The 26,713-nt window shown below is 54.6% G+C and carries 30 protein-coding genes and 1 tRNA gene; 6 read left to right on the top strand and 25 right to left on the bottom strand.

All coding sequences use genetic code 11. From position 1 onward, the window contains the following. Nucleotides 1-34 precede the first annotated feature (34 nt). From puuE to ACUTSU_RS03595, 3 genes are read right to left on the bottom strand one after another with little or no spacing between them, the layout of a single operon-like run. Nucleotides 35-973, bottom strand: coding sequence for an allantoinase PuuE (gene puuE / locus ACUTSU_RS03605; RefSeq protein ID WP_445653777.1), 939 nt, complete (start codon nt 971-973; stop codon nt 35-37). A gap of 19 nt (nt 974-992) precedes the next feature. Further along, nucleotides 993-1,724: an aspartate/glutamate racemase family protein gene (locus ACUTSU_RS03600; protein WP_445650231.1), complete on the bottom strand. Its 732-nt coding sequence runs from the start codon at nt 1,722-1,724 to the stop codon at nt 993-995. Beyond that, nucleotides 1,724-1,885, bottom strand: coding sequence for a hypothetical protein (locus tag ACUTSU_RS03595; protein WP_445649592.1), 162 nt, complete (start codon nt 1,883-1,885; stop codon nt 1,724-1,726). The genes ACUTSU_RS03600 and ACUTSU_RS03595 overlap by 1 nt, the downstream gene beginning before the upstream one ends. Nucleotides 1,886-2,012: 127 nt before the next feature. Between ACUTSU_RS03595 and ACUTSU_RS03590 the strand changes: the two genes are divergently transcribed. After that, nucleotides 2,013-3,473, top strand: a complete 1,461-nt coding sequence (locus tag ACUTSU_RS03590; protein ID WP_445653776.1) for an NCS1 family nucleobase:cation symporter-1 — start codon at nt 2,013-2,015, stop codon at nt 3,471-3,473. Nucleotides 3,474-3,518: 45 nt separating this feature from the next. Here the strand turns inward: ACUTSU_RS03590 and ACUTSU_RS03585 are convergent. Both ACUTSU_RS03585 and dnaQ read right to left on the bottom strand, forming a co-directional pair. After that, nucleotides 3,519-3,595, bottom strand: a tRNA-Asp gene (locus ACUTSU_RS03585). A gap of 146 nt (nt 3,596-3,741) precedes the next feature. Continuing rightward, nucleotides 3,742-4,482 (bottom strand): DNA polymerase III subunit epsilon, encoded by a 741-nt coding sequence (gene dnaQ / locus ACUTSU_RS03580; RefSeq protein ID WP_445649590.1) that lies wholly within the window; start codon nt 4,480-4,482, stop codon nt 3,742-3,744. A 72-nt stretch (nt 4,483-4,554) separates the two neighbouring features. Here dnaQ and rnhA point away from each other — a divergent pair, with 72 nt between their 5' ends. Then, on the top strand, nt 4,555-5,022 hold the full coding sequence (gene rnhA / locus ACUTSU_RS03575; protein WP_017891706.1) for a ribonuclease HI: 468 nt from the start codon (nt 4,555-4,557) through the stop codon (nt 5,020-5,022). Here the strand turns inward: rnhA and ACUTSU_RS03570 are convergent. After that, complete coding sequence (locus ACUTSU_RS03570) at nt 5,019-5,738, bottom strand: class I SAM-dependent methyltransferase (RefSeq protein ID WP_445649589.1); 720 nt, start codon at nt 5,736-5,738, stop codon at nt 5,019-5,021. The genes rnhA and ACUTSU_RS03570 overlap by 4 nt on opposite strands. Before the next feature lie 44 nt (nt 5,739-5,782). Between ACUTSU_RS03570 and gloB the strand changes: the two genes are divergently transcribed. Both gloB and mltD read left to right on the top strand, forming a co-directional pair. Next, complete coding sequence (gene gloB, locus ACUTSU_RS03565; protein ID WP_445649588.1) at nt 5,783-6,538, top strand: hydroxyacylglutathione hydrolase; 756 nt, start codon at nt 5,783-5,785, stop codon at nt 6,536-6,538. Between the two features lie 71 nt (nt 6,539-6,609). Next, nucleotides 6,610-7,998, top strand: a complete 1,389-nt coding sequence (mltD, locus tag ACUTSU_RS03560; protein ID WP_445653925.1) for a murein transglycosylase D — start codon at nt 6,610-6,612, stop codon at nt 7,996-7,998. Between the two features lie 62 nt (nt 7,999-8,060). On the opposite strand, the gene ACUTSU_RS03555 is transcribed toward mltD, so the two are convergent. Both ACUTSU_RS03555 and ACUTSU_RS03550 read right to left on the bottom strand, forming a co-directional pair. Continuing rightward, entirely contained in the window at nt 8,061-8,855 is a 795-nt protein-coding gene (locus ACUTSU_RS03555; protein ID WP_445649587.1) for an endonuclease/exonuclease/phosphatase family protein, read from the bottom strand. Nucleotides 8,856-9,097: 242 nt separating this feature from the next. Further along, the gene (locus tag ACUTSU_RS03550; protein ID WP_445649586.1) at nt 9,098-10,273 is read right to left on the bottom strand and encodes an MFS transporter; all 1,176 of its coding nucleotides are present in this window, start codon (nt 10,271-10,273) and stop codon (nt 9,098-9,100) included. A 105-nt stretch (nt 10,274-10,378) separates the two neighbouring features. Here ACUTSU_RS03550 and yafC point away from each other — a divergent pair, with 105 nt between their 5' ends. Next, nucleotides 10,379-11,263 carry a DNA-binding transcriptional regulator YafC gene (yafC, locus tag ACUTSU_RS03545; RefSeq protein ID WP_445649585.1) on the top strand — a complete coding sequence of 295 codons (885 nt, stop codon included), beginning with the start codon at nt 10,379-10,381 and terminating at the stop codon, nt 11,261-11,263. A 44-nt stretch (nt 11,264-11,307) separates the two neighbouring features. On the opposite strand, the gene dkgB is transcribed toward yafC, so the two are convergent. The 17 genes from dkgB to ACUTSU_RS03460 all read right to left on the bottom strand — a co-directional run bounded on the left by dkgB (nt 11,308) and on the right by ACUTSU_RS03460 (nt 25,791). Continuing rightward, the gene (dkgB, locus tag ACUTSU_RS03540) at nt 11,308-12,111 is read right to left on the bottom strand and encodes a 2,5-didehydrogluconate reductase DkgB (RefSeq protein ID WP_445649584.1); all 804 of its coding nucleotides are present in this window, start codon (nt 12,109-12,111) and stop codon (nt 11,308-11,310) included. Between the two features lie 141 nt (nt 12,112-12,252). Beyond that, the gene (locus tag ACUTSU_RS03535) at nt 12,253-13,482 is read right to left on the bottom strand and encodes a beta-ketoacyl-ACP synthase (protein WP_445649583.1); all 1,230 of its coding nucleotides are present in this window, start codon (nt 13,480-13,482) and stop codon (nt 12,253-12,255) included. Beyond that, nucleotides 13,479-14,210: a 3-ketoacyl-ACP reductase FabG2 gene (locus ACUTSU_RS03530; RefSeq protein WP_445649582.1), complete on the bottom strand. Its 732-nt coding sequence runs from the start codon at nt 14,208-14,210 to the stop codon at nt 13,479-13,481. The genes ACUTSU_RS03535 and ACUTSU_RS03530 overlap by 4 nt, the downstream gene beginning before the upstream one ends. Beyond that, complete coding sequence (locus tag ACUTSU_RS03525) at nt 14,207-14,680, bottom strand: ApeP family dehydratase (protein ID WP_445649581.1); 474 nt, start codon at nt 14,678-14,680, stop codon at nt 14,207-14,209. Before ACUTSU_RS03525 ends, ACUTSU_RS03530 begins: the two co-directional genes overlap by 4 nt. Continuing rightward, nucleotides 14,677-15,846: a beta-ketoacyl-[acyl-carrier-protein] synthase family protein gene (locus ACUTSU_RS03520; RefSeq protein ID WP_445649580.1), complete on the bottom strand. Its 1,170-nt coding sequence runs from the start codon at nt 15,844-15,846 to the stop codon at nt 14,677-14,679. Before ACUTSU_RS03520 ends, ACUTSU_RS03525 begins: the two co-directional genes overlap by 4 nt. Next, entirely contained in the window at nt 15,846-16,418 is a 573-nt protein-coding gene (locus tag ACUTSU_RS03515) for a DUF3261 domain-containing protein (RefSeq protein WP_445649579.1), read from the bottom strand. The genes ACUTSU_RS03520 and ACUTSU_RS03515 overlap by 1 nt, the downstream gene beginning before the upstream one ends. Continuing rightward, nucleotides 16,418-18,724, bottom strand: a complete 2,307-nt coding sequence (locus ACUTSU_RS03510) for an MMPL family transporter (protein WP_445649578.1) — start codon at nt 18,722-18,724, stop codon at nt 16,418-16,420. The genes ACUTSU_RS03515 and ACUTSU_RS03510 overlap by 1 nt, the downstream gene beginning before the upstream one ends. Beyond that, nucleotides 18,714-19,319 (bottom strand): LolA family protein, encoded by a 606-nt coding sequence (locus ACUTSU_RS03505; RefSeq protein ID WP_445649577.1) that lies wholly within the window; start codon nt 19,317-19,319, stop codon nt 18,714-18,716. Before ACUTSU_RS03505 ends, ACUTSU_RS03510 begins: the two co-directional genes overlap by 11 nt. After that, nucleotides 19,316-19,744, bottom strand: coding sequence for an acyl-CoA thioesterase (locus ACUTSU_RS03500; RefSeq protein ID WP_445649576.1), 429 nt, complete (start codon nt 19,742-19,744; stop codon nt 19,316-19,318). The genes ACUTSU_RS03505 and ACUTSU_RS03500 overlap by 4 nt, the downstream gene beginning before the upstream one ends. After that, nucleotides 19,741-21,459 (bottom strand): glycosyltransferase family 2 protein, encoded by a 1,719-nt coding sequence (locus ACUTSU_RS03495; RefSeq protein ID WP_445653775.1) that lies wholly within the window; start codon nt 21,457-21,459, stop codon nt 19,741-19,743. Before ACUTSU_RS03495 ends, ACUTSU_RS03500 begins: the two co-directional genes overlap by 4 nt. Continuing rightward, nucleotides 21,450-21,794 (bottom strand): 3-hydroxyacyl-ACP dehydratase FabZ family protein, encoded by a 345-nt coding sequence (locus ACUTSU_RS03490; RefSeq protein WP_445653774.1) that lies wholly within the window; start codon nt 21,792-21,794, stop codon nt 21,450-21,452. The genes ACUTSU_RS03495 and ACUTSU_RS03490 overlap by 10 nt, the downstream gene beginning before the upstream one ends. Beyond that, nucleotides 21,791-23,164 (bottom strand): AMP-binding protein, encoded by a 1,374-nt coding sequence (locus ACUTSU_RS03485; RefSeq protein WP_445649573.1) that lies wholly within the window; start codon nt 23,162-23,164, stop codon nt 21,791-21,793. The genes ACUTSU_RS03490 and ACUTSU_RS03485 overlap by 4 nt, the downstream gene beginning before the upstream one ends. Continuing rightward, complete coding sequence (locus ACUTSU_RS03480) at nt 23,131-23,688, bottom strand: hypothetical protein (RefSeq protein ID WP_445650229.1); 558 nt, start codon at nt 23,686-23,688, stop codon at nt 23,131-23,133. Before ACUTSU_RS03480 ends, ACUTSU_RS03485 begins: the two co-directional genes overlap by 34 nt. A gap of 42 nt (nt 23,689-23,730) precedes the next feature. Further along, the gene (locus ACUTSU_RS03475) at nt 23,731-23,982 is read right to left on the bottom strand and encodes an acyl carrier protein (protein WP_445649572.1); all 252 of its coding nucleotides are present in this window, start codon (nt 23,980-23,982) and stop codon (nt 23,731-23,733) included. Nucleotides 23,983-23,991: 9 nt separating this feature from the next. Further along, nucleotides 23,992-24,252 carry a phosphopantetheine-binding protein gene (locus ACUTSU_RS03470; RefSeq protein ID WP_017891685.1) on the bottom strand — a complete coding sequence of 87 codons (261 nt, stop codon included), beginning with the start codon at nt 24,250-24,252 and terminating at the stop codon, nt 23,992-23,994. 4 nt (nt 24,253-24,256) lie between these two features. Continuing rightward, nucleotides 24,257-25,075 (bottom strand): lysophospholipid acyltransferase family protein, encoded by an 819-nt coding sequence (locus ACUTSU_RS03465; protein WP_445649571.1) that lies wholly within the window; start codon nt 25,073-25,075, stop codon nt 24,257-24,259. Next, entirely contained in the window at nt 25,075-25,791 is a 717-nt protein-coding gene (locus ACUTSU_RS03460) for a beta-ketoacyl synthase chain length factor (RefSeq protein WP_445649570.1), read from the bottom strand. Before ACUTSU_RS03460 ends, ACUTSU_RS03465 begins: the two co-directional genes overlap by 1 nt. A 285-nt stretch (nt 25,792-26,076) precedes the next feature. Here ACUTSU_RS03460 and ACUTSU_RS03455 point away from each other — a divergent pair, with 285 nt between their 5' ends. Then, nucleotides 26,077-26,466: a hypothetical protein gene (locus ACUTSU_RS03455; RefSeq protein WP_445649569.1), complete on the top strand. Its 390-nt coding sequence runs from the start codon at nt 26,077-26,079 to the stop codon at nt 26,464-26,466. Nucleotides 26,467-26,713 lie beyond the last annotated feature (247 nt).

Raw genomic sequence — 26,713 nt, 5'->3', positions numbered from 1 at the left:
ACAGAATGAAGAAAGGGCCGAAGTGGCCCTTTCTTCATTTCTTGAACGGGTGCTGCGCAACCCAGTGCTCGGCGATATCCTGCCGCCGACAGACCCAAACCCGATCGTGTTGCTCGATATAATCCAGAAAACGCTGCAATGCGCGAAATTTGCCAGGACGCCCCAGCAAGCGGCAATGCATACCTACTGACAGCATCTTCGGCGACTCTGCCCCTTCGGCGTACAGCACGTCAAAGCTGTCTTTCAGATAAGTAAAGAACTGCTCACCGGTGTTAAAACCCTGCGGCGAGGCAAAGCGCATGTCGTTAGCTTCTAGCGTATAGGGCACGATCAAATGCGGTTTCTTCTCGCCATTGGCGCACTGCACTTCGGTCCAGAACGGCAGATCATCACCATAATAATCACTGTCGTACAACAGGCCCCCTTGATCCACCACCAACCTGCGGGTGTTTGGACTGTCGCGGCCGGTATACCAGCCAAGTGGTGCCTTGCCGAACAGATCGCGCAATACGGTGATCGCCTGTTGCATATGCTGCCGTTCGGTCGCTTCATCCATATGTTGATAGTGGATCCAGCGCCAGCCGTGACTAACTACGTCGTAATCAGCATTTTTTATCGCTTCAACCACTAACGGATTACGCGCCAGCGCCATCGCCACGCCAAATACCGTCAGAGGCAGACCACGACGCTGAAACTCATGATGAATGCGCCAGAAACCAGCACGTGAACCATATTCGTACAGGGAATCCATCGACATGTGCCGTTCGGGATAGCTGGCAGCACCAATGATATCGGAAAGAAATTGTTCAGAACCGGCGTCGCCGTGCAGCACGTTATTTTCCGCGCCTTCTTCGTAGTTGAGAACAAACTGCACCGCGATTCGTGCCTGACCAGGCCAACCCGCGTGCGGCGGACGGCCACCGTAGCCGATTAAATCTCTGGGATAATCTTTATTGAACTGATACTCATTCATTGCAGTTTCCCTTTTCTGATTACCCGTTAAAACTGCTGAACATGCCGGATAAGCGTTTTGCCTGCGGAAAATCCAGATCGCCGTGTTTGCTGGTACTCAGACCTAGCACATGCAACGACTCGATCATTTTCACCGCCGCGCTGACGCCGTCAATCACCGGGATGCCCAAATCCTGCGTCAGTTCACGCGCCAAATCGGCCATGCCGCCGCAGCCAAGTACAATCGCCCCGCTACCGTCCTGTTGTTTTGCCTGAATACACCGCTCACGCACCTTTTGTTGCGCCAAGCCGGTGCCGTCTTCCAGTGCCAGCACCGGCAGGTCGATCGCATGCAGTGCGGCACAGTGGCGCTCAAAGCCATATTGATGCAGTAAATGCCGCGCAATAATCAACGTACGCGGCAGGGTGGTGACAATGGAAAAACGCGTCGCCACCAGCGTCGCCATATGCATAGCCGCCTCGGCGATACCAATCACCGGCCGGTTTGCCAACTCCCGCGCTGCCAGCAACCCCGGATCGCCAAAACAGGCAATGACATGGCCGCTGACGCCCGCCTCCCGCCCCAACTTCACCTGTTGCAATACGCCGATGGCAGCAATGGCCTCGTCAAAATGTCCTTCTATTGAAGCCGCTCCCTCTTGTGAGCAGACCGCCAGTATCTCGGTTCCCAGCGCAGCCACCGATCGTGCAGTGGCAGCCATGGCTTCGGTCATGGTCTGGCTGGTGTTCGGATTGATCAGTTGAATTTTAATCAAAATACCCACCGTTCCTGATTACGCATCAGACGTTGTGCACCATACTCGGGCATTTTCACCTCCCTCTGCACTGCACCAAAGCGCGGCGTTACCTTCAACTCCATGATGAAAATAAAAATATGCCGCCCACCTTCAGTCGTTTGAATGCCCATTGTCATGCTCCTCCTCCTGGGTTAGGCACATTAAACATAGCCAGAAATATCGAGTTGGTCTGGATCCTGCAAAGCCTCTGCTAACCACCGTTGCTAAAAACGTTCGAATGCCATTTCGAGAGGAGCAGGATTTATGCCAATCCCTAATGAAAATTACAGTCCCAAGCTGTGTAACGACGACCTGGCACCCACGCGTGACCAGAACTGGAGCTGGTACAATATCTTTTCTTTCTGGATGTCCGATGTACACAGCATGGGCGGTTATGTGGTGGCCGCCAGCTTCTTCGCCCTCGGCCTGTCTAGCTGGCAGGTATTGATTTGCCTGTTGGTGGGAATTTGCATCGTGCAGTTTTGCGCCAACCTGGTAGCCAAACCCAGCCAGCTCGGCGGTGTGCCCTACGCCGTTTTAAGCCGTCAGGCGTTTGGCGTGTTTGGGGCCAATATTCCAGCGGTGATCCGTGGCATGATCGCCTTCGCCTGGTATGGCATCCAAACCTATCTGGCCTCCAACGCGTTGATGCTGACGCTGCTGAAATTCTTCCCGTCGCTGGAACCAATGACCCAGCCACATTTCCTCGGGCTGTCACAGCTGGGTTGGGTCTGTTACATCATCATGTGGCTATTGCAGGCGATGGTGTTCTGGCACGGCATGCAAGCCATTAAGCGTTTTATCGATATCGCCGGCCCGGCCGTTTACGTGGTGATGTTCGCACTCGCGGGCTGGATTGTTTACCGTGTCGGTTTCTCCAACCTTTCACTCACTCTCGCAAGTAAAAACCTGAGCACCGGTGAGCAAGGCTGGCTGATGCTGACCGCCACCGCGCTGGTGGTGTCCTATTTTTCTGGGCCGTTGCTTAACTTCGGCGACTTTACCCGCTACGGTAAAAGCCTTGCCGAAGTGCAACGCGGCAACCGTTGGGGTTTACCCTTCAACTATCTGTTGTTCTCGCTGGTAACCGTAGTGATCGTTTCTGGTACCCTACCGCTGTTCGGGCAGCTCATTACCGACCCGATCGAAACCGTCACCCGCCTCGACAACGACATCGCCGTCGCCCTTGGCTTGCTGACCATGATTGTCGCCACTATCGGTATTAATATCGTGGCCAACTTTGTGTCGCCAGCGTTTGATTTTTCCAATTGCTCGCCACAAAAGATAAGCTTTCGCACCGGTGGGATGATCGCCGCCGTTGGCTCATTCCTGCTGACGCCGTGGAATTTGTTCCAGTCCCCCGAACTGATTCATTACACGCTGGACGTACTGGCAGCCTTTATCGGCCCACTGTTCGGCATTCTGTTGGTAGACTTTTACATCATCAAGCGCGGTGAACTGCACGTCGATGACCTGTATAACGCCACGCCAAACGGCCGTTATTGGTACAAGAATGGGTTCAACCCGAATGCGATTTGGGCTTTGGTGCCGTCGGTGATTATCGGGCTGGCGATCAGTTTCACGCCGGGCCTGCATCAGGTTGCGAATTTCAGTTGGTTTATTGGTGCAGCACTGGGTGGGGGATGTTATCGAATTATTGCCCGCCGCGAATGGGCGGCCAATCAGGTGGTAACCTTTGCCAGGGCAGAATTGAGCAAAGATTAAAACAACGAAGCCCTGAGTTATTGCTAACTCAGGGCTTCTTAATGTTGGCGGAACGGACGGGGCTCGAACCCGCGACCCCCTGCGTGACAGGCAGGTATTCTAACCAACTGAACTACCGCTCCGCGCCGTTCTTCTCTTTCGAGAGGAACGAGGCGCATATTACGGTTGAGCCACTATGACGTCAATGCCTTTTTCTTACCAAATGAACCGTTTGCACAGTTTTTCAACTAACAGGTTCAAAAGACTATCTGCCCGGATTAAAACCGCGTTATTCCGCCTCAGTACGCCACAGGCAACTGCCGCCCTTTTTCGCCACTAAATCCAGACGCGCTTCATGGGCCACCACTTCTTCATCGCTGGCATAGACCACTTTCATCGTCGTCGCCGGGCGCACAATGCGCTGAATGTCCTGTGTTGAATTACTATTTTGCGTATCGCCTTCCATCTGGAAGGCCATCGAGGTCTGACCGCCGGTCATCGCCAGATAGACTTCCGCCAGGATCTCGGCATCGAGCAAGGCGCCGTGCAGCGTACGCTTGCTGTTGTCTATCTCGTAACGGCTGCACAGGGCGTCGAGGTTGTTGCGCTTGCCCGGGAACAGGCGGCGCGCCATTAACAGGCTGTCGGTGATGGTACAGAAGGTATCTGTCTTCGGAATACCCTGCTGCAGCATGCGGAATTCGTGATCCATAAAGCCGATGTCGAACGCCGCGTTATGAATGACTAACTCGCCGCCGCGGATAAAGTCGATAAACTCATCGGCAATCTGGGCAAAGGTCGGTTTATCCGCCAGGAACTCATCGCTGATGCCGTGAACCCCATAGGCCTCAGGATCCACCAGCCGATCCGGCTTGATGTAGACGTGGTAGTGACGACCGGTTGGGCGGCGGTTAATCACCTCCAGCGCACCAATTTCAATAATGCGGTGGCCTTCGTAATGTACCCCGAGTTTATTCATACCGGTGGTTTCGGTATCGAGGACAATCTGTCTGGTGGTTGTAGAGTTCATATTGCAGTGCTCGCAGCGCTTGTTTATGTCAGACTTGGCTTTTATAAAACTGATAGGAAGAGTCTACCAGAGATGCTCAAACAGGTAGAAATTTTCACCGACGGCTCCTGCCTTGGCAACCCGGGCCCCGGTGGTTATGGTGCAATACTGCGCTATAAGCAGACTGAAAAAACCTTCAGCGCGGGCTTCCGCCTGACCACCAATAACCGTATGGAGATGATGGCGGCGATTGTCGCGCTGGAAGCTCTGACTACGCCCTGCGAAGTGACCCTGAGCACCGACAGCCAGTATGTACGCCAGGGCATTACCACCTGGATCCACAACTGGAAAAAACGCGGCTGGAAAACGGCCGACAAAAAACCGGTCAAGAATGTCGATTTATGGCAGCGGTTGGATTTGGCCATTCAACGCCATACTGTGAAATGGGAATGGGTCAAAGGCCACGCCGGCCATCCGGAAAACGAACGCTGTGACGTGCTTGCGCGTGATGCGGCCGGCAACCCAACCCAGGATGATGTCGGTTACAAACCGGAGAGTTAAGGAAGTTTGCGATAACTCTTGGTCGCGCCGACGGCGCGGCTGAGAGCGGGTTTTCTCGCACCGAATTTCATCGGCGTTGGCGTCAGCGGCAAGGTGCGTTTACGCGCCACAATCACGCTCATGCAGCCCAATGCCGGCAAATGGGTACATAAAAATTTCCCGCCTTTACGCTGCCACGGCAACACGTGAAAACGCGACTGATGCAGTACTTCATAATTCAGCAGGCTCAGCCAGTCCAGCAGACGCATTTGGGTGAACATACGACTGGCATAAGGTTGACGGTGACGTAACCCTGGCACCAGCTTACCCAATCCCAATAAACTGAACGGATTGAAGCTGCTGATCACCAGCCAGCCGTCGTCGATCAACACGCGATCAACCTCTCGCAGCATCCGGTGCGGGTCGTCAGCATAGGACAGCGTATGCGCCAACAGGCAGGCATCGACCGACTTGGCAGCAAAGGGGAGCTGGTAGGCATCCGCGATCACCTGTAGGTTCGGCCCCTCCAGGGCTACATTTACCTGATGAGAAATGGCGCATTTGTCGGTCGCCAGACTGGCACTGAGATTTCCGAGCTTTAACAGGTGGAAACCAAACAGCTTCGACCACCAGGGTTGCAACTGCCGCTCGAGCGCCTCACGATAGTATTCCCCCCACGGCAACTCAGCCCAGGACTGTGGGCCGGTGAGCTTTTGTAGAGTATGGGCTGGTTTCATGATTTATTATCTTCTTTCAAGCCGTTGCCAACGAGAGGTCCAACATGAATCTTATCAGCATTCCCGCCTTCCAGGACAATTACATTTGGTTATTGGATAACCAGCAGGGGCATTGCATTATCGTCGATCCCGGTGAAGCGCAGCCGGTATTGGCAGCTCTGGAGCGCCTGAATCTGACACCTGACGCAATTCTGCTGACCCATCATCATCACGATCACGTTGGCGGCGTAGCGCAAATTGTGGCGCGTTATTCCGGGCTGAATGTCTATGGGCCGCAGGAAACTGCCGACAAGGGAGCCGACCACATCGTTCATGACGGCGAAACCATAGAAATTAACGGCCAAGAATTCGCCACAATCGCGGTTCCCGGACATACCTTGGGCCATGTAGCATTCTATAGCGCACCTTATCTGTTTTGCGGAGACACTATTTTCTCTGCCGGCTGCGGAAAACTTTTTGAAGGAACCGCAGAGCAAATGTTCAACTCATTTCAACAGCTCGCGCAACTTCCCGATAACACCCTAATTTGTTGCGCGCATGAATATACGCTTTCAAATCTTAAGTTTGCGCGCGCTATTTTGCCGGAAGATCGACAGATTGAAACATATCAGCAACAAGTTGAGGCGTTACGGACAAAAGGCCAACCCAGCGTCCCCACCCAGCTACAATTAGAGCGTAAAATTAACCTATTTTTACGCTGTCATGACACTGATTTACAAAGAGAATTAGGCTTTCACACACCACCAAAGCACCTTCATTCAGTTTTTTCCGAATTACGCCTGCGTAAAGACAACTTCTGAGCTTTTAGTTGTGTTGTTTGGCGAAGCCAAGTATGATTGCTCGTCTTTTAAGCAACTATATTGACACACACATGAAGGCTAAAGCGATATTTATCGCCTCAGTCTTGCTAGTGGGGTGCCAGTCGTCCAGGCAGGACGCACCGGCCCCAGAACAGCATGCACAGAGTTTGTCTTCGGCAGGTCAAGAAGGTGAAGCAGGAGAGTACACAGCGAATGGTCGAGCGAGCTCGGCGCGGTGGCTAGATAACAATAGTGGTGCCGCGCAACAGAACCTGTGGAACTTCATTAGCGACGAGCTGAAGATGGAGGTTCCGGAAAATTCCCGGATCCGTGAGCAAAAAAGAAAGTACCTAAAAAGTAAGAGCTATCTCCACGATGTAACATTACGGGCAGAGCCGTACATGTACTGGATAGTCGGGCAGATTAAGAAACGCAATATGCCGATGGAACTGGTACTGCTACCCATAGTGGAGAGCGCTTTTGACCCCCACGCCACGTCAAGTGCCAACGCCGCAGGGCTATGGCAAATCGTGCCGCAAACGGGTCGGAATTATGGTTTGAAAAACAACCAGTGGTATGACGGGCGACGCGATGTCGTGGCCTCGACAACTGCTGCGCTTGATATGATGCAGTATTTGAACCGCATGTTTAACGGTGACTGGTTACTGACCGTTGCCGCTTATAACAGTGGGGAAGGCCGTGTCATGCAGGCGGTTAAGGCGAATAAACGCAAGGGTAAGCCAACCAATTTCTGGGCATTGTCGCTTCCACGTGAAACGTCAATTTATGTCCCGAAAATGCTGGCGCTGAGCGACATCATTAAAAACAGCAAGAAGTACGGTATCAATCTGCCTAAGACTGATAACACCCGTGCTCTGGCGCGTATTGATGTTGGACAGCAAATACAGTTAACTCAGGCGGCTGAGATGGCTGGGCTTTCACTGACCAAGATGAAAGCTTACAACCCAGGCTATAAAAAAGGCGTTACGGCACCCAACGGGCCCCATTATATTATGGTTCCCAAAGGTCATGCCGATCAGCTGAAAGACTCGTTGGCCGATGGCCAGATCGCAGTGACTCGACCAACCACTCAGTTGGCGAAAAACAGCGGTTTGACTGGTGGCAGCTCGTATAAAGTGCGCTCCGGCGACACGGTATCGGGCATTGCCAAGCGGTTGAATATCAAGTCCAGCGATTTGCAGAGTTGGAACAATTTGCGCGCCAAGAGCACGCTAAAAGTTGGGCAAACCCTGCAAGTGGCCAGTAATACCGGCAGTAACAGCAGCATCACCTACAAGGTTCGTAAAGGTGATTCGCTTGCCAGTATTGCACGTCGTCACGGCGTCGATATTAACGACGTGATGCGTTGGAACTCAAAGCTTGCCAAAGCCAACAGCAACCTGCAACCGGGTCTGAAATTGACCTTGTTTGTCAGCGATAAAACGTCGCCGGATACCTAAATTTTCGGCACAAAAAAGCACCCTTCGGGGTGCTTTTTTATTGTCTGAATACGGAGCCAACATTACCAGTGCGGCTTGTCGGCCTCTGGGTGAAATTCCACCAACAGCGGATTATGATCCGATGCACTGGTCACCAACACCGAAGCTTCTGCTACCCCCAGATTGCGATAAAACACAAAGTCCAGTGGGCGACCAAAAGCCTTGCGGCGGTGATCGTCGGTAAAGTTCACCTCACGCAGCGCCATATCACTGGCAAACCGGTATAGCGCATTAATTCGTTTACGACTCCAAGCGTTAAAATCCCCGGCCATGATCACCGGCCCCTGGTGATTGGCAATCTGCTCACCAATCGGCCCCAGTTGTTTACTGTAGACGTCCACGCCCAGGCTGAAATTCACCGCATGGATATTCACCACCATCAAAAGCTGACCGTTAAACAACGGGTAGACGGTAATCAGCGCCGACTTGGACAGCCGCAGCAATGGTTCACGTTCACGCAGTGGGCAACAATAGACCGGATGCGCCGCCGCCAGCGTCATTACGCCGGAAGGATGCTGAGGTAACACAAATGCCGGCACCTGATCGGCAGCCAGATAGTTTGACGTGGCAAAGCTCACCAGCTCAGGCGTGGTTTGCGCCTCCTGCAACAGCACCAGTTGCGCATCCTTGCCATAACTTTTCAGCACCGAAAGCCAATCGGCCCTCTGCTGTTTAAAGATATTCCACACCATCACCCGTAATGCGCCGGACGTAGGCAATGCAGCCCCAGGCGGCAGCGGTTGGTTGATGGCGCCAGGGAAAATTCGCTCAACTGGTTGACCTGCAACATACCTCATTGCATAAGTTCGTTTCGGCACGCTATTCGCCCATTTCCCATTAGGATAAAACTGGCAGTGACATTCCCGCCAACAATGAATTAATTATACGCCTGCCCTCGGCTGACGGCATGGCTTTTAGGGGTTATACCCTTTCAGTTATAGGGGCGTGATGCAGGGATTTCAATATTCTGACAGTATATGTGTGTAAAGGTTGGCGGCGCCGTGTCATAAATGCGAAAAGGCCCGCAAAATGCGGGCCTGAAAAGAGAAAGCGCTACGGATTAGACCAATTGCGGCCGATATTTCTTATCCAGCCGTCCACTTAGGCCAACCAACAATAGAGCCATCAGCACAATCAAAGCACCAATCCACGGAGTTTGTGCCAATCCCAAAGTGGCTACCGTTTGCCCACCAATCACCGAACCCAGCGCAATGCCCACGTTGAAAGCCGCAATGTTCAGGCCGGAAGCCACATCCACCGCGTTTGGCGTGTACTGTTCGGCTTTCTGTACCACATACACCTGCAGACCTGGAACGTTACCGAAGGCAAACACTCCCATAACGATCACCGTCAGCAACGCGGCAATGCTGTGGTTGGCGGTGAATTGAAACACCAGCAGCAAAACGGCCAGCGCGGCAAAAATAAAGCTGAGTGCGCGTACCGCCCCGTGACGATCCGCCAGTTTTCCGCCCCAAATGTTGCCAATCGCCACGGCAATGCCGTAGGCCAACAGGATCCAGCTTACTGCCGGGGCTGAGAAACCCGCCAGTTCCTGCATCATCGGTGCCAGGAAGGTGAAAGTCGTGAACACGCCGCCATAACCCAGTGCAGTAATGGCGTAAATCAACAACAGGCGAGGATGGGTCAGCACTTTAAACTGTTCCTTAATACTGGCGCTGGCCTGATTTTTAATGTTGTTTGGCACCAAAATAACGCTGGCTACGGTGGCGATTACCCCAATCAGTGATACTGCCAGGAAGGTTTCACGCCAGCCAAAGTGCTGGCCGATAAAGGTCCCCAATGGCACCCCTGTCACCAGCGCCACGGTCAGGCCACCAAACATGATGGCGATCGCCGAAGCGGCCTTCTCTTTCGCGACCAGGCTGGTCGCAATGGTAGAACCGATTGAGAAGAAGACCCCGTGAGCCAGGCCAGTCAGCAAACGGGCCACCACCAGCGTCCCATAACCAGGCGACTGCCAGGCCAATAAGTTACCGAGAGTGAACAGCACCATCAGGCTAATCAGCAGCAACTTACGTGGCACGCAACCGGTTAAGGCTGTCAGCACCGGTGCGCCGATGGCCACGCCGATAGCATAGATGGTCACCAGCAGCCCGGCAGAAGGCACGGTCACCCCCAGCTGTTCTGCGATAGTCGGGATAAGTCCGACAATTACGAACTCCGTGGTGCCGATAGCAAAGGCACTGATGGTCAATGCAAGTAATGCGAGAGGCATCTTTTTACTCCAAATAGCATTCAGGTTGATGGCGGCTATTATCGACCCGTGCTTAAATGATAAAAATGCTCAAAATATCAAATTAATTTTGCCAAAGGAGCAACAGTGAAAGCGAATTCTGATGAGTTAATTACCTTTGTCACGGTGGTGGAAAGCGGCAGCTTCAGCCGGGCAGCAGAACAACTTAATCAGGCCAATTCGGTGGTCAGCCGCACGGTCAAGAAGCTGGAAGCCAAGCTGGGCGTGACGTTGCTCAACCGCACTACGCGCCAGATCAGTCTGACGCAGGAAGGGGAAAACTATTTCCGTCAGGTGCAGAAGGTCCTAAGTGATATGGCTGCGGCGGAGAATGCGCTGATGGAGAGCCGTCAGCGTCCGCAGGGGCTATTACGCGTCGATGCCGCCACGCCAGTCGTGCTGCACGTATTAACGCCGTTGGTGGCGAAATTTAGGGCCCTGTACCCGGAAATGTCGCTGTCACTGGTGTCGTCAGAGAACTTTATTAATCTGATTGAGCGTAAGGTGGATATTGCCATCCGCGTCGGTGAGTTGACCGACTCCAGCCTGAAGGCACGCAAACTGATGACCAGTTATCGACGCGTGCTGGCCTCCCCTGCCTATTTGGCACAATACGGTATGCCACAAAAGGTGGAAGACCTGGCGCAACACTGCTGCATCGGTTTTAACGATCTGCCTAGTTTGAATCGCTGGCCACTGGCTTGTGCCGATGGTCGCCAATTGGAAATCACCCCAGGCCTGACCACCAACAGTGGTGAAACTCAGCGTCACTTGTGCCTGCATGGCAACGGCATTGCCTGCCTGTCCGATTTTATGATTAGCGCAGACATCGAGCGGGGCGATCTGGTGCCTGTTTTGGTGGAGGAGACGCTGCCGGTCGCCATGCCAATCAATGCGGTGTATTACAGCGACAGTGCCGTCAGCAACCGCCTGCGCAGCTTTATCGATTTTATCAGTGAGCAATTGGCGTAAAAAAAGCGCCCGTTTGGGCGCCCCAATGCATAAATGAGAAAGAATCAATCCCAGTTCGGTGCCAGGCCTTCCGGGCTGACCAGGCGGCCATTGTTTTCCAGCTTGGCAATTTCTGCCATTTCCTCACTGCTTAACGTCAGCTGCTGCGCCAATAGGTTGCTCACCAGGTTTTCACGTTTGGTCGATGATGGGATCACCGCGTAACCCAGCTGTAGCGCCCAGGCCAGAATAACCTGTGCCGGAGTGGCATTGCGGCGTGCCGCAATCGCCTTGATGGTCTCGTCCTTCAGCGCCTGGCCATAGGCCAGCGTCATGTAGGAAGTGATGGCAATGCCGTGCTGCTGGGCAAACTCCACCACTTTGCGGTTTTGCAGGTAGGGCGAAAGCTCAATCTGGTTTGTGGCGATCTGCTCTGCCCCAACAGCGTCAATCGCTTGCTGCATCAGATCCAGAGTGAAATTGGAAACTCCAATCTGGCGCGTCAGGCCTAATTTTTTCGCCTCCGCCAGTTCGGCCATAAACTCGGCAACAGGAACTTCGTCGTTCGGCGAAGGCCAGTGAATCAGGGTCAGATCAACATAGCCGGTTTGCAACTTGCTTAGGCTCTCTTGCAGGCTCGGGATCAGCTTGCCTTTCGCCAAATTGGCGATCCAGATCTTGGTGGTGATAAACAGCTCTTCACGCGGTACGCCGCTGGCGGCAATCGCCTGCCCCACCGCCGCTTCGTTTTCATAGATTTGTGCCGTATCGATCGCGCGGTATCCCAGCTCAAGTGCCGTAGTGACCGAGTCGATCACCACCTGATCCTGGAGACGGAAGGTGCCTAAACCAAATGCAGGGATGCTCATAATTTTATTCTCTCATTAGGATGTTGATGCGATATGGGAGGATTATGGCAACTGTTTTGTTGATCAAAAACGCCCTATTGTGCATAAGACTTTTGATTAGATAGCAACAATTGCCGGAGGAAAACCTCCGGCAGTGCAAGATTACGCCCAACGGCGCAGGATCAGTGAAGTATTGATGCCGCCGAAAGCGAAGTTATTCGACTGCACAAACTCGGTATCAATCTGACGATAGCCGCCCATGATGTAGTCCAGATCGCCACAGGCGCTGTCCGGTTCGCTGAGGTTGATGGTAGGGGCGAAGCCGCCTTCGCGCATCATCTCCAACGTCATCCAGGCTTCCAACGCACCACAGGCGCCCAACGTATGGCCAAAATAACTTTTCAGCGAGGAGATCGGCGTTCGATTGCCGAAAATCGCCGCCGTTGCCTGACTTTCCGCGATATCGCCACGATCGGTGGCCGTGCCGTGAGCACTGATATAGCCGATATCGCTGCTCGCCAGCCCAGAGGCCTTCAGCGCCTGCTGCATGCAAATCTGCATGGTTTCCTGCTGCGGCTGGGTAATATGTGCCGCATCGCAGTTGGTGGCAAAGCTGATAATCTCGCCATAAATGGTGGCACCACGCGCCAGCGCGTGCTCCAACGACTCCAGGATAAGCGTACCTGCCCCTTCGCCAATCACTAACCCATCACGTTGACGGTCAAACGGACGTGGCGAAAACTCGGGGCAATCGTTCTGCTGGCTGGTGGCAAACAACGTGTCGAACACCGCCGCCTCTGAAGGGCACAGCTCTTCGGCTCCACCCGCCACCATCACTGTCTGATAGCCGTGGCGAATGCTTTCGTAAGCGTAGCCAATCGCCTGACTGCCCGAGGTGCAGGCGCTGGAAGTCGGGATCACTCGGCCCCGCAGGCCGAAGAACAGGCCAGTGTTTACCGCCGCGGTATGAGGCATCATCTGCACATAGGTGGTGCCGGTAATATTGCCGGTGTGCTTCTCGGTGAGCATGGTGGCAAATTCACTGACCGGCTTGGTGCTGCCGGTCGAAGAACCGTAGGCAATACCAGTCTCACCGTTAGTCAGCACCTTCTCGCCCAGCAACCCGGCCTTTTCGAGCGCCAGTTCCGTCGCGCGGGTCGCCAACAGCGAAACGCGGCCCATGGAACGAATACGCTTGCGCGTATAGTGATCCGGCAGTACGAAATTCTCGATCGGGGCACCGAGATGGGTGTTCAACCCCTGATATTCTTCCCATTGCGTCATGTAACGCACCGCATTCTTGCCCTGCTTCAACCGGCTGGACACCTCTGTCCAGCTATTGCCGAACGCCGTAACGCCCGCCATGCCTGTGACGACCACTCGTTGCGTCATACCATTCCTCCATTAATGGAAATGACCTGCCGCGTTACATAGCCGGCGATATCCGACATCAGGTAGCTGGCCAGCCCGGCCACCTCTTCCGCCGAACCCATACGCTTAAGCGGGATTGCCCGCATCGCTTCATCCAGCGCCGCCGGCTCCATGTCGATCATGCCGGTGTCAATCAGCCCAGGAGCGATGCAGTTAACGGTAATTTTGCGTTTCGCCAGCTCAATCGCCAGTGCCTTGCAGGCGCCGATCACCCCGGCCTTGGCCGCACTGTAGTTTACCTGTCCACGGTTGCCAATGACGCCCGACACCGACGACAGCGCGATGATCCGCCCACCTTTGCGCAGGCCAATCATCGGCATCACGCAGGGATGCAGCACGTTGTAGAAGCTGTCGAGATTGGTGTGGATCACGCCATCCCAATCGTCTTCGCTCAGCGCCGGGAAAGCGCCATCGCGGGTAATGCCGGCATTGTTCACCACGCCATAATAGGCACCGTGGGTGGCAATATCCTGCTCCAGCGCCGCACGGCACTGGCTACGATGGCTGATATCAAACTGAATCAATCGCCCTTGCCCGCCAGCACTGACAATTTGCTGCAAGGTGTGTTCTGCCCCGGTCTTATCGCTGTGGTAGTGGACTACAATCAAAAAGCCATCGGCAGCCAGGCGGCAGGCAATAGCCTGACCAATCCCTTTGCTGGCGCCGGTGACTAAAACGGAACGCATCATGCGTCTCCCCTTAAGGTCGTCAATTGAATGATTTCTTGTTGATCAGGCTGGTAGGTGTTCAGCCTGCCCTGTGCGATGCACACATTATCGATACTGATTTCACACTCAAAATTGGCCAGCTTTTCGTCTTTCAACAGTTGCTGCACGCTAACCAACAGTTTACTCCCGGCAGGAAAAGCCGGTAACTCGCAGTGAATCGCCCGCCCGCCCAGCAACATGCCAAGCTGCGGCGTCTTGGCACTCTGACGGCCATGCCAGCCACTCCAGACGCCAATCGCCTGTGCCATCAACTCAATACCATACCAACCCGGCAGTGCGCCTTGTGCGTCAAGAAACGGTGCCAGCACGCCGTCGCTACTCACCGTGACGGCGCATTGGGCATGCTCTTCCCCCACTTCAAGCACCTGCTCCAGCAGCACCATGGGAGAGGCATGGGGTAGGTAGTGTTCGGCAGCATAATAACGATTCATCGGGCATCCCCCAGCAGCAGACAAGCATTGTTACCGCCAAAGGCGAACGAATTGGACAAAATCGCACGCAGCCCCAGCGGTTGTGGCTGGCAAACCAAACCGATCGGTGCCAGTTCGGCATCGCGCGGCACGCGGCTGAAATCTTGCTGTGGCAGCGGCAACGGCTGAGTCAGCAATAGCCAACTCAACGCCGCCTCCACCGCACCGGCCGCACCCAGCGTGTGCCCGGTAAGATGCTTGGTCGAACTGCACGGTGTCCGCTCGCCAAACAGGCGATTGATTACCTGCGCTTCAACCTGATCGTTCAGCCGCGTAGCGGTGCCGTGCAGATTAATATAACCAATTTGCCCGGCATTGAGACCTGCCTGCCGTAGCGCCATGCTGATGGCCCGTTCAGCCCCCTCACCGGCGGGATGCGGTGCTGACATATGCCAGGCATCAGATGACTCGCCAACGCCCAACAACGCCACCGGCGCAGGTTCCCGCGTCAGCAGCATCAACGCCGCTGCCTCGCCGATATTAATGCCACTGCGCCCGACCGCAAACGGCGTGCAACGTTGTGAGGACAGTGACTCCAGGCTGTTGAAACCGTTAATGGGCATTTGGCACAGGCTGTCGGCACCGCCGACAATCGCCGCATCCACCAGCCCAGCGTCGATCAGCCGCTTACCGCTGATGATGGCTCGCGCGCTGGAGGAACAGGCCGTAGACAGGGTATAGGCCGGGCCACGGGTCGCGAGAAAAGCGCTAAGAAACAGCCCCGGATCGCCCAGCTCCTGCTGCTGATAGTCATAACCCGGTGGCCACTGTCCCGTCTGATACTGCTGCAACGCCAGCTCGCCTTCATGGATACCGGAGGTACTGGTGCCCATAATCACCGCGACACGATCCGCACCGTAGCGGGCGATGGCTGCACGAACTGGCGTGTCGATCTGCGCCAGTGCCGCCAACAGCAGGCGGTTATTGCGCGAGTTATGCCGTTTGAGAAGTTCAGGAATGACGGGCAGCTCACCCTGTACATTACCGAACCAGGAAGGTTCCCCGTCCAGCAGCCACTGCGTCTGCTGCTGCATGCCGGGCGACACGCCAAGCGCTAGATTTTCCGCGATCTGCGACAGGCTGCTGCCCAACGCATTCACCATCCCTACGGCGGAGAAATAGATCATTATTCGTTCCCCAGCGTTTGAATGATGATCCGGTAATGGAAGGCGGATTGAGCGATCGACACCGGTTCTCGCCTTCCGTCCATCTGCTGGTAACGGATTTCATTGATCACCGCCCCATACTCGTCATACAAGCGACGCACCAGCGTCTGGTCTTCCAGTCGCCACCCTGCTGGCAGCAAGGGTTGCCAGTCCTTCACCGGCCAGTAGCTCAACATGATATCCGCCAGCACCTGGCTGGCTGGCGGCAGTTCTCCCACCTTGATCAATTGTTCGGTGTGGATCCCCTGACGATCGTAGGTCAGGTTAAACAGACGGATACCGAGCGGCGACATGCCCACCAGTTGCAAGCGCTGGCCGTCGGCATTGAGCAGCACCAGCATCGAATGTTGCTGCCCTTTCACTTCGGCGGTCAGCAACTGTTGCTGATTAATCGGCTGAGCCAGCGCAGGAGGAGGTAAGGTCACCTGCGTACCGGGTTTTAGCCACGCCTGTGGCAGCGTCGGATCCTGCGAACCGGCGCAGCCGGCCAGCACGACAATCCACATTAACAGCACCATTCGTAAGCCGCGCATCAGGCTTTTCCTCTTTTTCTTTTCGTTACTAACGTCAGCGGTGCCAATAAAAATGCCACGGCAATTCCGCTGCTCAATACGATACCAAAACTGCTGATGGCCTGAGTGTGGCTCAGTACCAGCATGCCGAACGTCAGTTGGGTAGTGAATACCGCCATAAAAATGGCGAACATCGAGGTGGTCGGCGTGCCCCGGGGATTGGTAAAGAACAACGTATAGTTGATGCCGATCCCCAAAACCAGCACCAGCGCCAACAGCGAGAACAGGTTCAGCGTATGGCCGCTCAGTGCCAATACCGCAATGCCGCTGCCCAGTGACAGCAGCGTTGGCACCATGCAGCGCAGACCGTGACGCAGACCAAAACGCCACAGGTAAATCAGCGCAATCGCTGCAACCGACAATGCCAACAGATAAGAAAGATACAGGCGGTATTGACCAAACAGGTCACTGAACTCGGTTTTCCGATCGATCCAACCGGTGCCGGGAACCTGCTCCGCCAATGTCTTCATTGCCGCACTGTTCTTCACGCCGTTAACGGGCACCAGCGCCGCACTGCGTCCATCGGGCAACGTCAGCCACAGCAGACGCCAACCCTCACTAACCACGCTACCCAGCCACTGCTGCGGGCTCACCCATTCAGGCGTTAAATCTGGTGTACTCAGTACCAACTCTGCCTGCTGCAGGTTGTTCATCACCTGCGGCGCCACGCGCTGCAATAAAGCGATGTTTTCTTGCTGGCGCTGGAGAGAAGGCAGAGGCAACAGTCGATAATCCGCCAGCACACCTTGTCGTTTGGCCTCAGCCAGTTTGGGTTGCAACAGCTCGATACGTTGCAACAACTGCTCGGCATGAGCGCCGTAGACCACCAGCCACTTCTGATCGTTATGTTGGCCCGTCAGTGCGGCGATACGCTGCTCTTGCTGCTGTAACGCCGCAGGTAATGCCTGCAGTTGACCAATATCGTCATCTACCTTCAACTGGCTGAACCCCGCGACCACCAGCAACAGCACCGCGCCGGGCAACCCATAACGCAACAGCGGCCGATGGCGCCAGGCATGCAGCCAATTCAGGATCAGCGTTAATCCCGGTGCCGGGCGTACCGGCAACCGTCGCGACAATTGCGGGTACCAGCAAATAACGGTAATGCAGGCGGCGCTCAATCCGGCAGCGGCAAATACCGCCAACTGCTGCAAACCGGGGAACGGCGCAATCAACAGCGCCAGGTAGGCCACTACGGTGGTCAGCAACGCCATCGATAATGCCGGCAACAGCTTTTGCAAACTGGCTAATGGCGTCGACTGCCGGCCATGCACCATTCGCTCGGTCAGGAAATAGAGCGTGTAATCGGCTGAGATGCCGACGATGCTGATGCTCAGCACCAGCGTCATCAAATGTATTTCGCCAAATGCTAACAGCGTAGCGACGGTGCCAGCCAGAGCGCCAATACCCACCGACAGCGCGCACAACAACAGCGGCAAAGGTGAGCGGAACATAAACAACACCAATAAAAACACGCCCGCCACCGACGCCAGGCCAATCGTGGAAATATCCTTTTCGGCCTGTTGGCTGGCATAGTTGCTGTAAAACAACGTGCCGCGGCTGAGCACTTCAGCTCCCGGCCAGCGCAGCTGCAGCTGTTGCTGCAATGCTGTCAGTTTATCTACCGTTAGCCGGGCACTGCTGATGTCATAAGATGATGCGCTAAGCTCGGCGTGCAACAAATACCAACTGCGCCCCTGTAGATCACGCGCCACCAGCCACTCCTTGGACAGGCTCAGCAAGCCACCGTTTTGCTGCTGCGCCAACTGCGAGGCACGTACCAGCATCAACGGATCGTTCGCCAGCTCCTTGCCACTGACCCCGGCGAAGGCAGAATAGAGTTGCCCGAGGATCCACTGACTTTGCGCGTCCGCGCCCTGCTGCAAACGCCGCCGGGTAGTGTCATCGAGCAGCACATTACGGTGCTGATAGAAAAAACGCCCCCACTGCTGCTGACGCTGCGCATCCATAGGCCCGCCTACCTGCTGTAGTTCTGGCATCTGGCGCAACTGCTGCCACCACCAGCTCACCGCAGCGTTGTCCGCCCCCGGCGGCGGGCTGACCAACCACATCAGTTGCCGGTCAAGCCGACGGCTGAAACCTTCGGCCAGTTCATCCGGCACGCCCACCAGTTGCTGCTTCGGTAATAACGCCAATACGCTGCTGTTGATCTGGCTGCGCGGCAGCAGCCAACACAGTGCAGCCAACAACAGCAGGCAAATCGCCAGCCAGCCAAACGCCAGCCGCCGGTGCAGCTCAGGACGCAAAACGCTGTTGCTCCCCGGCGGTCAGCGTCAGTGGTGCCGTACGCTGGTTAAAGAAACGGATATGGGTGGCATCACTTTGCATGTCATCGATATCAATGGTTTCCAGGAATTGCGCACCATTAAGGGTGATGCGCCTGAACAGTTTGTCGAGCGGTGTGGTTTTCGGTGTCAGCACCAGTCGCCATTGGTTATTACCCAGGTCGCTGAACTGCAAAGCAAAGTTTTGCTCCAATGCCTGACTGTCGGCATGGAATAATGCGGTCAGCAAGTGGTTGAACTGGAACATCTGCGGGTTGTTTTCTGCCGTCACTACCTGCGGCGGCTGGCCGGCCAGAGTTTGCACCATACGCTTATCATCCAGCAGCAGGGTCAGTGGGAAGGGTTTTTGTTGCGCCCACCACAGCCCTTTTTGCTGTGAAATCAGCAGCTCACCGCTGGATTTCAGGGGTTTCGCCATACCGCTGATGCTGCGCTGCTGTTCGAACTCGGCGCGCAGCACCGGCTGTTGGCTAAAGCGCTGTTGCAGCTCCGGCAGCGTGACCGCCTGGACGCTCAGGCTGAAAAAGGTGATAAGAAACAATAACCCGTACTTCATTGTGCCCCCTCTATGTTATCCAACAGCACCTGTGGCGAGGCAAAACACATTTCTTTGCTGTCAGCCTCTACCGCTACTTGAATGGTATGACCGCGAGTAGTGAGTTTGCCGCTATCCGCATCGAGGATTCGGTAACCAATGCGCAGGCGGTTTTCATACTCTTCCAGTTCGGCACAGACGATGATGCGTTGTTCAAACAGCACTGGCGCGATGTATTTCACTCGCGTATCCACGATCGGCCAGACATAGCCTGAAGCCTGCATCTGCCGATAGCCGTAATTAAACTGTTTGAGTAGCGCTTCACGCGCGACCTCGAAATAACGGAAGTAGTTGCCGTGCCATACCACGCCCATGGCATCGGTATCATGGAAAGGGATAGCGATTTCAATGCTGACGGAAAATCGCGGATCGTCTTTTAGCTTCATGTCTCAGGCCCCTGTTGCACTAACGGCTGCGCCGCCAACTGCCAGAAATCGAAAAAATTAAACCAGTCGAGCGGTGCCAACAGGCAATAATGCTCCAGCCGCGCGGCATAACCGTCCACCGCATCTTGCAACGCCTGTTGGCGCTGCTGACGGGGTAATAACAGCGGATCGGCAAAGGGTTCGAAATAAACGTTAAGACGCCCCTGCTGCTTGAGGCCGAACATCAGAAATACCGGACAACGCAGAGCCGCGGCCAGGACAAATGGCCCCTGAGGAAACGGCGCCGGTTGGCCAAGGAAGTTGCTCCATACCACGCGCGGTTGCTCACCCCGCTGATGCTTGCCGGCCGAAGTGCGATCGCCAACGATAGCTACCCACTCGCCAGCGTCGAGTTTGTCCTGCAGACGCATGGCCGTTTCTGGCCCCAGCGACGTCACCTGGATCAGGTTCAGATTTGCTCGCGGATTTACCTCTTTCATCACCTGATTGAAGCGCTCGGCGTGCTCGGTAAACACCAGGGCATTCACCTTTACGCCAGAATCCAGCTCACCCAGTGCGCGGCAAGACTCGATATCCCCCAGGTGTGAAGCCAGGATCAGGGTGCCTTTTCCGGACGCTATCTGCCGTTCACAACGCGTACGATCCACCAGACGAATGTCATTGTGCTCCCCGCGCCAGCTCGCCAGCTTGTCGAGCATCGCATCACCAAATCTCATAAAGTGACTGAAGCTGTTGAGCGGTGCAGGCAATGGCTGTTGCCGCTGCTCGGCGAATTGCCGCAGGCGCTGCAGATAGTCGCGTGATGCCTCACGCTGGCTACGCCCAGTCAGCCAGAAATAACCAATCACCGGATACAACAATAATTGAAAAACCCGGCGGCCAAACAGTCGGTAGACTTGTAACATCAACCGGATGCCCCATAGGCCGTGGCGCTCCTGGGTTGCCGACCAGTGTTTCGGACTGGCCGTTTGTCGGCGTTGGCGCAGCAGACGAGGAATACGCGGCAACATACCGAAGAACAAGCGGGTATGCATCCAGGAAATACGTAAGTTATCGCGCAGTGCGTCAAAATGAGAAACACCGTCAACCGGATAGGTGACGCGCGTCGGCAGAAAACGGCTGGGCACGCCCTGCCAATACAGTCTGACCATCACTTCGGTATCGAAATCCATCCGTTTACCGAGCGGATGACGCGTCGTTAACGCCAACGTCGGAGCCACCGGGTAAACGCGGAAACCGCACATGCTGTCTTTCAGCGAAAGCGACAGGGTTTCTATCCACACCCAGACATGGGTGACATAGCGACCATACAGGCGTGCTTTTGGCACGGAGCTGTCGTAAATGGGACTGCCGGAAATCAGACAATCCGGATGAGCGCGGGCTTCGTCAATCATTGCCGGAATGTCACTCAGTTGATGCTGGCCGTCGGCATCCACCTGTAAAGCGTGGCTGTAGCCCTGCCGTTGCGCCAGTTGCAGGCCGGCGATCACCGCCGCTCCTTTTCCCTGGTTTTCATCCAGCCGCATTAACCTGACCCATGGCCGATCAGCAGCCAGGCTCTGCAGCTCTTCGGCGGTGCTGGCATCGCTACCATCGTCCACTATCAGGCATGGCAGGCCATAATCGGCTAACCTGGTCAGCACTGCGGCCATCATCTGTCCATGATTGAAACAGGGGATAACAATGCAGGGAGTAAAGGGAACTTTCACTGACATAATGAGATCTTGCCGCTGCTGGCGGTCGCCTCACCCACGCGGTAGCTGAACAACAGTTTATGCCGTGCCGGCTGCCACTCAAGCTGTAATAACACACTTTGCTCCGGCAGTAAGGGCTGTTGAAACTTCACCACTTCAATGCCTTTGAATCCGGCCTCGATAGCCAGCAACTGACGGGCATACTGCATCACCCAATTCAACTGCGTGACTCCCGGCAGGATCGGATGTTCAGGAAAATGGCCGCGAAACCAAAATAGCTCTGTGGGCAAACGCAGCAGCAGGCTGGCATGGGTAGCATCGCTCACCTGCTGCTGCAGCACCTCAGGTTGCATCATAAAAACAGCTCCTGTAGTTCAGCATAGGCACGCTTGCCCTGCGGATTCAGAGGGATAGCCTCGATAATACGCCAACGGCGCGGCAGAGCCACCGGCTCCAGCCAGCCCCGCAACGCCTGATGCAGTTCGCGGGTTAACTCCCCTTCCGGCAATTTTTGTCGACGGGTTTCGCCATAGGGTGACAACACGATCGCCGCGACCAATACTGTGCGCCCGGTTTGCTGCTGCGTTAGCACGGCAGCAGCGGCGACCTCCGGCAGGGAAACCAGCCGGCGCTCAACTTCGGTCAGCGACAGACGTTTTTCTTCCAGCTTGATAATGCGGTCAACGCGGCCGTTTAACTGAAATTGCCGACCATCCGGCGCGAGCTGAATCACATCGCTCAGTGCGAGTTCACCGGTATCGGGTATCAGGGGCGACGCAACATTTATGCTGTTATCTGGGTTTGCCGTTAGCGTCACGCCGGCAAACAGCCGCCACAGGGTGACCTCCCGAAGTTGCTTGCGCCATGCCAGCGTGCCGGTTTCCGTTGTGCCGTAAATTTCCAGCGGCAATACGCCCAATGCTCGCTGCGACAGTTTAGCCTCCGCGTAAGAGAGCGGACCGCCAGCGGAAAATACCTCAACGCACTCGGCCAGTGCCAGGTGGTTATCCAAACGTTTAAGCCAGGCGGGGCTGCTGACAAACAGCAAACGTCGCCCCTGGTGACGGGCAATCAACTGCTCGTGATATTGCGTTAACTGCGCATCAAACGGCAGGCCAAAAGCCAGTGGCAGGAATAAGCGAAAGCTCAGGCCATACATATGCTGGTGAGAGACCGACGCGATCACGCTGCACCCCTGAAAGACATCCTTCCAGCTTGCGGCCAACAGTTCGCTTTCACGATCCATGCAGGCAACGGACTTGGTCACTGCCTGTGGTTGGCCGGTCGAGCCGGAAGTATAAAGGATGAACCTTGGGTCTTGAGGCCAGACGGGCAATGCTATCTCCGTATTGCCCCCTTCTGGTACCGGCAAAACCGGTACATCAAGAGCGAGAGGTAAATCAGTTAGCAGTGCGTCGAAATCTGCCCGCTGCTCTTTGAGGATAGCTTCGCGCTGATGACCAAAAATTACCGGCATTCTGCTGGCATACAAAGAGGCCAACAACGCAACGGCAAAACGATAGCTATCATCAAAACACAGCGCCCAACGCTGCTCTTCCCTGCCTGCCAGTTGTGCGACCAATGCGGCGACATCACGGCGAAACTGACCGAGACAGAATCCCTGAGCGCCACGCCAGGCAATAAGCACCCCATCATCACGCTCCACACTGAGCCATTGGCTCATCGGTAAACTCAGGCGCGCCTGACCCTTTTCCTGACTATCCATTCAATACCCATTAATGCCCCCATCAGCAGGTAGCTGATGCCGCCGTTATACAGCGTCCAGAGTGTGATATCCCCAGACAGACAGGTTGCCAGCGATATTGCACCGTTAGCAATAAAGAACCCGCACCAGATCTGAGTCACCTTGCGAGTATAAGCCACGCCAGCGGCATCCAACTGTGGCTCGGTTATACGCGCCAATCGCTCCACCACGGTGGGGGAGGCAAACAACGAGTATGCAAACAGCAACAGCAGTAATGCGTTGACCAAGACCGGATAATACAGCAGCCAATGGCTTTGCTTCAGCGCCCAACTGGCAAGCGCCAGCAAGATGCCGACAATCGCCAAGGCCTTGCCCAACCACATTTGCTGACGAAGTTTACCGCGCAGCAATATCAGGCGTAAGGTGAAGACAGTCACCAGCAGCGGTACCAGGACGTTGGTGCCCCAGCGCGCCAACCCAAACCAGACCGCCAGCGGATAAAGCAGCAGCGCCAGCCAGGTCATGGCCTGCAACAGCCGCAACATCGGGTGTATCCAAGGGGACGTTTTCACCTTAACGCAGCGGCCTTAGCTATTTGACTTAAGCAACTCATCAATGGCATCAACTACGTCTTGCACGGTGCGCACCGACTTGAACATTTCCGGTTTGATCTTCTTGCCGGTTGTTTTTTGCAGTTGCACCACCAGATCCACAGCATCAATGCTGTCCAGATCCAGTTCCTCGTACAGACGGGATTCTGGCTTGATGTCATCGGCATCAAGCTCAAACAGTTTGACCAGCAACGCCTTAATTTGCAGGTAAATTTCTTGCTTATCCATGAAAAACCCTTATTTGCTACGCTGTGCAGAAACAAACTTTGCCAGCGTTTCCACGGAATAAAAATGTTGGCGCATATCCTGGCTTTCAGCCGACAGCACAACGCCATAACGGTTCTTTAATGCTAAACCCAATTCCAATGCATCGATGGAGTCCAGACCCAGTCCATCACCAAACAGCGGTGCCTCGGCGTCAATCTCCTCCGGTGTCATACCTTCAAGATTGAGCGTATCAATGATCAATTGCTTGATTTCAGTGCTCAATAAATTCATTCCGCTATATCTCATTATTTATAGGTTCTGACTGTAAGGCGTCAGTTAAATGCTGGGTTAATCTTCTTGCCGCAAGGGCGGGAGAAACGTCATTTGCATGAATGAATGCGCGGGCGTCGATCTTATCCTGAACGGTGATATGGAACTGCGGTTTTATCGCCGGGATCTTATACCATTTACCCTGCTTCGTCAGCATGGAGGGATGGCAGTGGATATGCACAACCCGGATGTCACATTGCCCCCGCAGCGCAATATTGGCCGCCCCCCGTTGCAGCGTCAGCGCCTTGCCCGGCGTGGTACGGGTGCCTTCCGGGAAGATCAGGATGGTCCCTCCGCTGGTCAGACGTTGGTGACATTGTTCCAATAGAATATCCGACTGCGCATTAGCCAAATATCCCGCCGCTTTGATCACCCCACTGACAAATATATTATTCAGCAAGGCCTCTTTGACGATGCAGTCGCAGCGCGGCATTTGTGACGCCAGTAACACATAATCCAACAGGCTGGGATGGTTGGCGATCACTAGGCAGCCGCGATCCTCACTGAAGCGTTCTATATTATCGAAATGGTAATCCAGCACACCAAAAAAACGCGTCGTGGCCAGGAAGAAACGGAAACTGTGACGGATTGAGTTTTGCGTTAACCGGCTGCGGCGTGCGGGATCTCGCACTACCAGACGCATCAGGTTAAACCAGACGCCAGACAGTAACAGGCCACCCAAACCAAATAGCGAAAAGCAAAAGCCCGTAGCCACCACCCGCCAACAGCGATTAAACCATGAGGATTGTTCGGGATCCGTTTGGGCAGGGATCGTTGTAGCCATCAGCGTTTCCACCACCAGCCGTGCCTTGGGCCCGGTACCGTAAATTCATCATCAGCGCCCAGCCACCCCCGCAAAAAAGACAGGCCCTGCGGCTCCTGGTGACTCACTTGTTCGGGCGTTATTGCCTGGCATTGCAGCGTGCCACCACTTTCGAGCAGCAGGGCGACAGCATAGGGAACCGAATTTTCAGGCGCAAAAGGCCGGTAAACATCCGGTACGACCCCGTCGAAGTCGATTAATAACACCCGTTCCGCACTGCCCGTGGCCAATGCGGCCTGGGCCTCAATCATCCCCTGCTGGAAGCTGTCTTCGCCGGCGGCCAGTGAAGTGGTCGGCAAAGTATTCTTCGCCATAATAGTCAACCATCCCGCCGCCGTGTTGTGTACCGACATGGCAAAATCCGTTGGCGATAAGGGTTGCTGCTGATGCAAGTGCTGGAGGATTTTGTGCGTCCGCTCCAACTCGCCATGACGACTGGTAAAAATTGCCATATCCGCCGGGTAATCATTCAATAATATCAGCCCACTTTCTACCGCCAGGCGCGTTCCGATACTCATTCGACGCAGTGACATCATGGGGATATGAGAGCACCCGGGTAATACTCCCGGATTTTCAGCGGTAAGAGCATTATCCGTAGCCCATTGGCGCCATGCATCACGCGTTCCACGATCGGGGGCCATTGCCCACCAACTGAGTATATTCATGTCGCCCGCCATTAAGGGGATTACCGGTCAAAAAAATTCCGTGGGTAAATTTATTATATCTAACCCCAGAATGCATTCCCAAAATTCCTATTTTTACACGGTGTATTTGATTAAACGATTAGGCTTAATTATCGGCACAAATTGGCAACACTTGAGAAAAAAGGGAATTACAACGATGAAAAACAGCAGTATTTGTCGAATTTTTCCGATGAGTGTATCTTAGTCAGGGATCGTCATGCATCACTTCCCCTGCATGATTAATACATTTCTTATTTACCAACACTCATGGACAAGAGTATGAAACCATTTAAGCTCATTTTAACTGGCGTATTCGCCGCTATTCTGGTCACCGGTTGCGCAGGCACGGCTCCCGTTAAAAACGTCAGCCAAAACATTGCGGGTAGTCGCAGTGATGCACAGGTACGCCAGGCGATCCTCTCCGCCGGCTTGAGCCGCGGCTGGATTATGAACCCTACCGCAGATGGCGTGATCGATGGCAAGATTTTGCTACGTGGCCACAGCGCAGGTATACGTATCACTTACAATACAAATAGTTATCAGATTAACTATGTTGCTAGCGGTAATATGGATGCCAAAGACGGAAAAATTCATCCAAACTATAATCGCTGGGTGGCCAACCTGGATAAGGATATTCAGTTAGAACTGGCACGTCAGAATATTCAATAACGACAAAAAATTTATTACCCGGCGGAGGTCTACTGCCGGGTATATTAACCTTTATATTGGCATGCAATTCGGATAATTATTTATCAGAGCAGATTTTCACCGCATAAATCACGCAGCTATATTCATTTTCGTTGAATTTTGCATATGAAAAAGCCCTGAGTCAAAAACTCAGGGCTTATCAAATAAGTGGCGGAACGGACGGGGCTCGAACCCGCGACCCCCTGCGTGACAGGCAGGTATTCTAACC

Source organism: Serratia sp. NA_13 (genome assembly GCF_052691735.1).
This window is presented reverse-complemented; position numbering and strand designations above follow the sequence as displayed.

What these genes read in the sequence shown, in the direction of transcription:
- puuE (WP_445653777.1), bottom strand. Translation starts at nt 973, where the DNA reads ATGAATGAGTATCAGTTCAATAAAGATTATCCCAGAGATTTAATCGGC.
- ACUTSU_RS03595 (WP_445649592.1), bottom strand. Translation starts at nt 1,885, where the DNA reads ATGACAATGGGCATTCAAACGACTGAAGGTGGGCGGCATATTTTTATT.
- ACUTSU_RS03590 (WP_445653776.1), top strand. Translation starts at nt 2,013, where the DNA reads ATGCCAATCCCTAATGAAAATTACAGTCCCAAGCTGTGTAACGACGAC.
- dnaQ (WP_445649590.1), bottom strand. Translation starts at nt 4,482, where the DNA reads ATGAACTCTACAACCACCAGACAGATTGTCCTCGATACCGAAACCACC.
- rnhA (WP_017891706.1), top strand. Translation starts at nt 4,555, where the DNA reads ATGCTCAAACAGGTAGAAATTTTCACCGACGGCTCCTGCCTTGGCAAC.
- ACUTSU_RS03570 (WP_445649589.1), bottom strand. Translation starts at nt 5,738, where the DNA reads ATGAAACCAGCCCATACTCTACAAAAGCTCACCGGCCCACAGTCCTGG.
- gloB (WP_445649588.1), top strand. Translation starts at nt 5,783, where the DNA reads ATGAATCTTATCAGCATTCCCGCCTTCCAGGACAATTACATTTGGTTA.
- mltD (WP_445653925.1), top strand. Translation starts at nt 6,610, where the DNA reads ATGAAGGCTAAAGCGATATTTATCGCCTCAGTCTTGCTAGTGGGGTGC.
- ACUTSU_RS03550 (WP_445649586.1), bottom strand. Translation starts at nt 10,273, where the DNA reads ATGCCTCTCGCATTACTTGCATTGACCATCAGTGCCTTTGCTATCGGC.
- dkgB (WP_445649584.1), bottom strand. Translation starts at nt 12,111, where the DNA reads ATGAGCATCCCTGCATTTGGTTTAGGCACCTTCCGTCTCCAGGATCAG.
- ACUTSU_RS03535 (WP_445649583.1), bottom strand. Translation starts at nt 13,482, where the DNA reads ATGACGCAACGAGTGGTCGTCACAGGCATGGCGGGCGTTACGGCGTTC.
- ACUTSU_RS03530 (WP_445649582.1), bottom strand. Translation starts at nt 14,210, where the DNA reads ATGATGCGTTCCGTTTTAGTCACCGGCGCCAGCAAAGGGATTGGTCAG.
- ACUTSU_RS03525 (WP_445649581.1), bottom strand. Translation starts at nt 14,680, where the DNA reads ATGAATCGTTATTATGCTGCCGAACACTACCTACCCCATGCCTCTCCC.
- ACUTSU_RS03520 (WP_445649580.1), bottom strand. Translation starts at nt 15,846, where the DNA reads ATGATCTATTTCTCCGCCGTAGGGATGGTGAATGCGTTGGGCAGCAGC.
- ACUTSU_RS03515 (WP_445649579.1), bottom strand. Translation starts at nt 16,418, where the DNA reads ATGCGCGGCTTACGAATGGTGCTGTTAATGTGGATTGTCGTGCTGGCC.
- ACUTSU_RS03505 (WP_445649577.1), bottom strand. Translation starts at nt 19,319, where the DNA reads ATGAAGTACGGGTTATTGTTTCTTATCACCTTTTTCAGCCTGAGCGTC.
- ACUTSU_RS03500 (WP_445649576.1), bottom strand. Translation starts at nt 19,744, where the DNA reads ATGAAGCTAAAAGACGATCCGCGATTTTCCGTCAGCATTGAAATCGCT.
- ACUTSU_RS03495 (WP_445653775.1), bottom strand. Translation starts at nt 21,459, where the DNA reads ATGTCAGTGAAAGTTCCCTTTACTCCCTGCATTGTTATCCCCTGTTTC.
- ACUTSU_RS03490 (WP_445653774.1), bottom strand. Translation starts at nt 21,794, where the DNA reads ATGATGCAACCTGAGGTGCTGCAGCAGCAGGTGAGCGATGCTACCCAT.
- ACUTSU_RS03485 (WP_445649573.1), bottom strand. Translation starts at nt 23,164, where the DNA reads ATGGATAGTCAGGAAAAGGGTCAGGCGCGCCTGAGTTTACCGATGAGC.
- ACUTSU_RS03480 (WP_445650229.1), bottom strand. Translation starts at nt 23,688, where the DNA reads ATGTTGCGGCTGTTGCAGGCCATGACCTGGCTGGCGCTGCTGCTTTAT.
- ACUTSU_RS03475 (WP_445649572.1), bottom strand. Translation starts at nt 23,982, where the DNA reads ATGGATAAGCAAGAAATTTACCTGCAAATTAAGGCGTTGCTGGTCAAA.
- ACUTSU_RS03470 (WP_017891685.1), bottom strand. Translation starts at nt 24,252, where the DNA reads ATGAATTTATTGAGCACTGAAATCAAGCAATTGATCATTGATACGCTC.
- ACUTSU_RS03465 (WP_445649571.1), bottom strand. Translation starts at nt 25,075, where the DNA reads ATGGCTACAACGATCCCTGCCCAAACGGATCCCGAACAATCCTCATGG.
- ACUTSU_RS03460 (WP_445649570.1), bottom strand. Translation starts at nt 25,791, where the DNA reads ATGGCGGGCGACATGAATATACTCAGTTGGTGGGCAATGGCCCCCGAT.
- ACUTSU_RS03455 (WP_445649569.1), top strand. Translation starts at nt 26,077, where the DNA reads ATGAAACCATTTAAGCTCATTTTAACTGGCGTATTCGCCGCTATTCTG.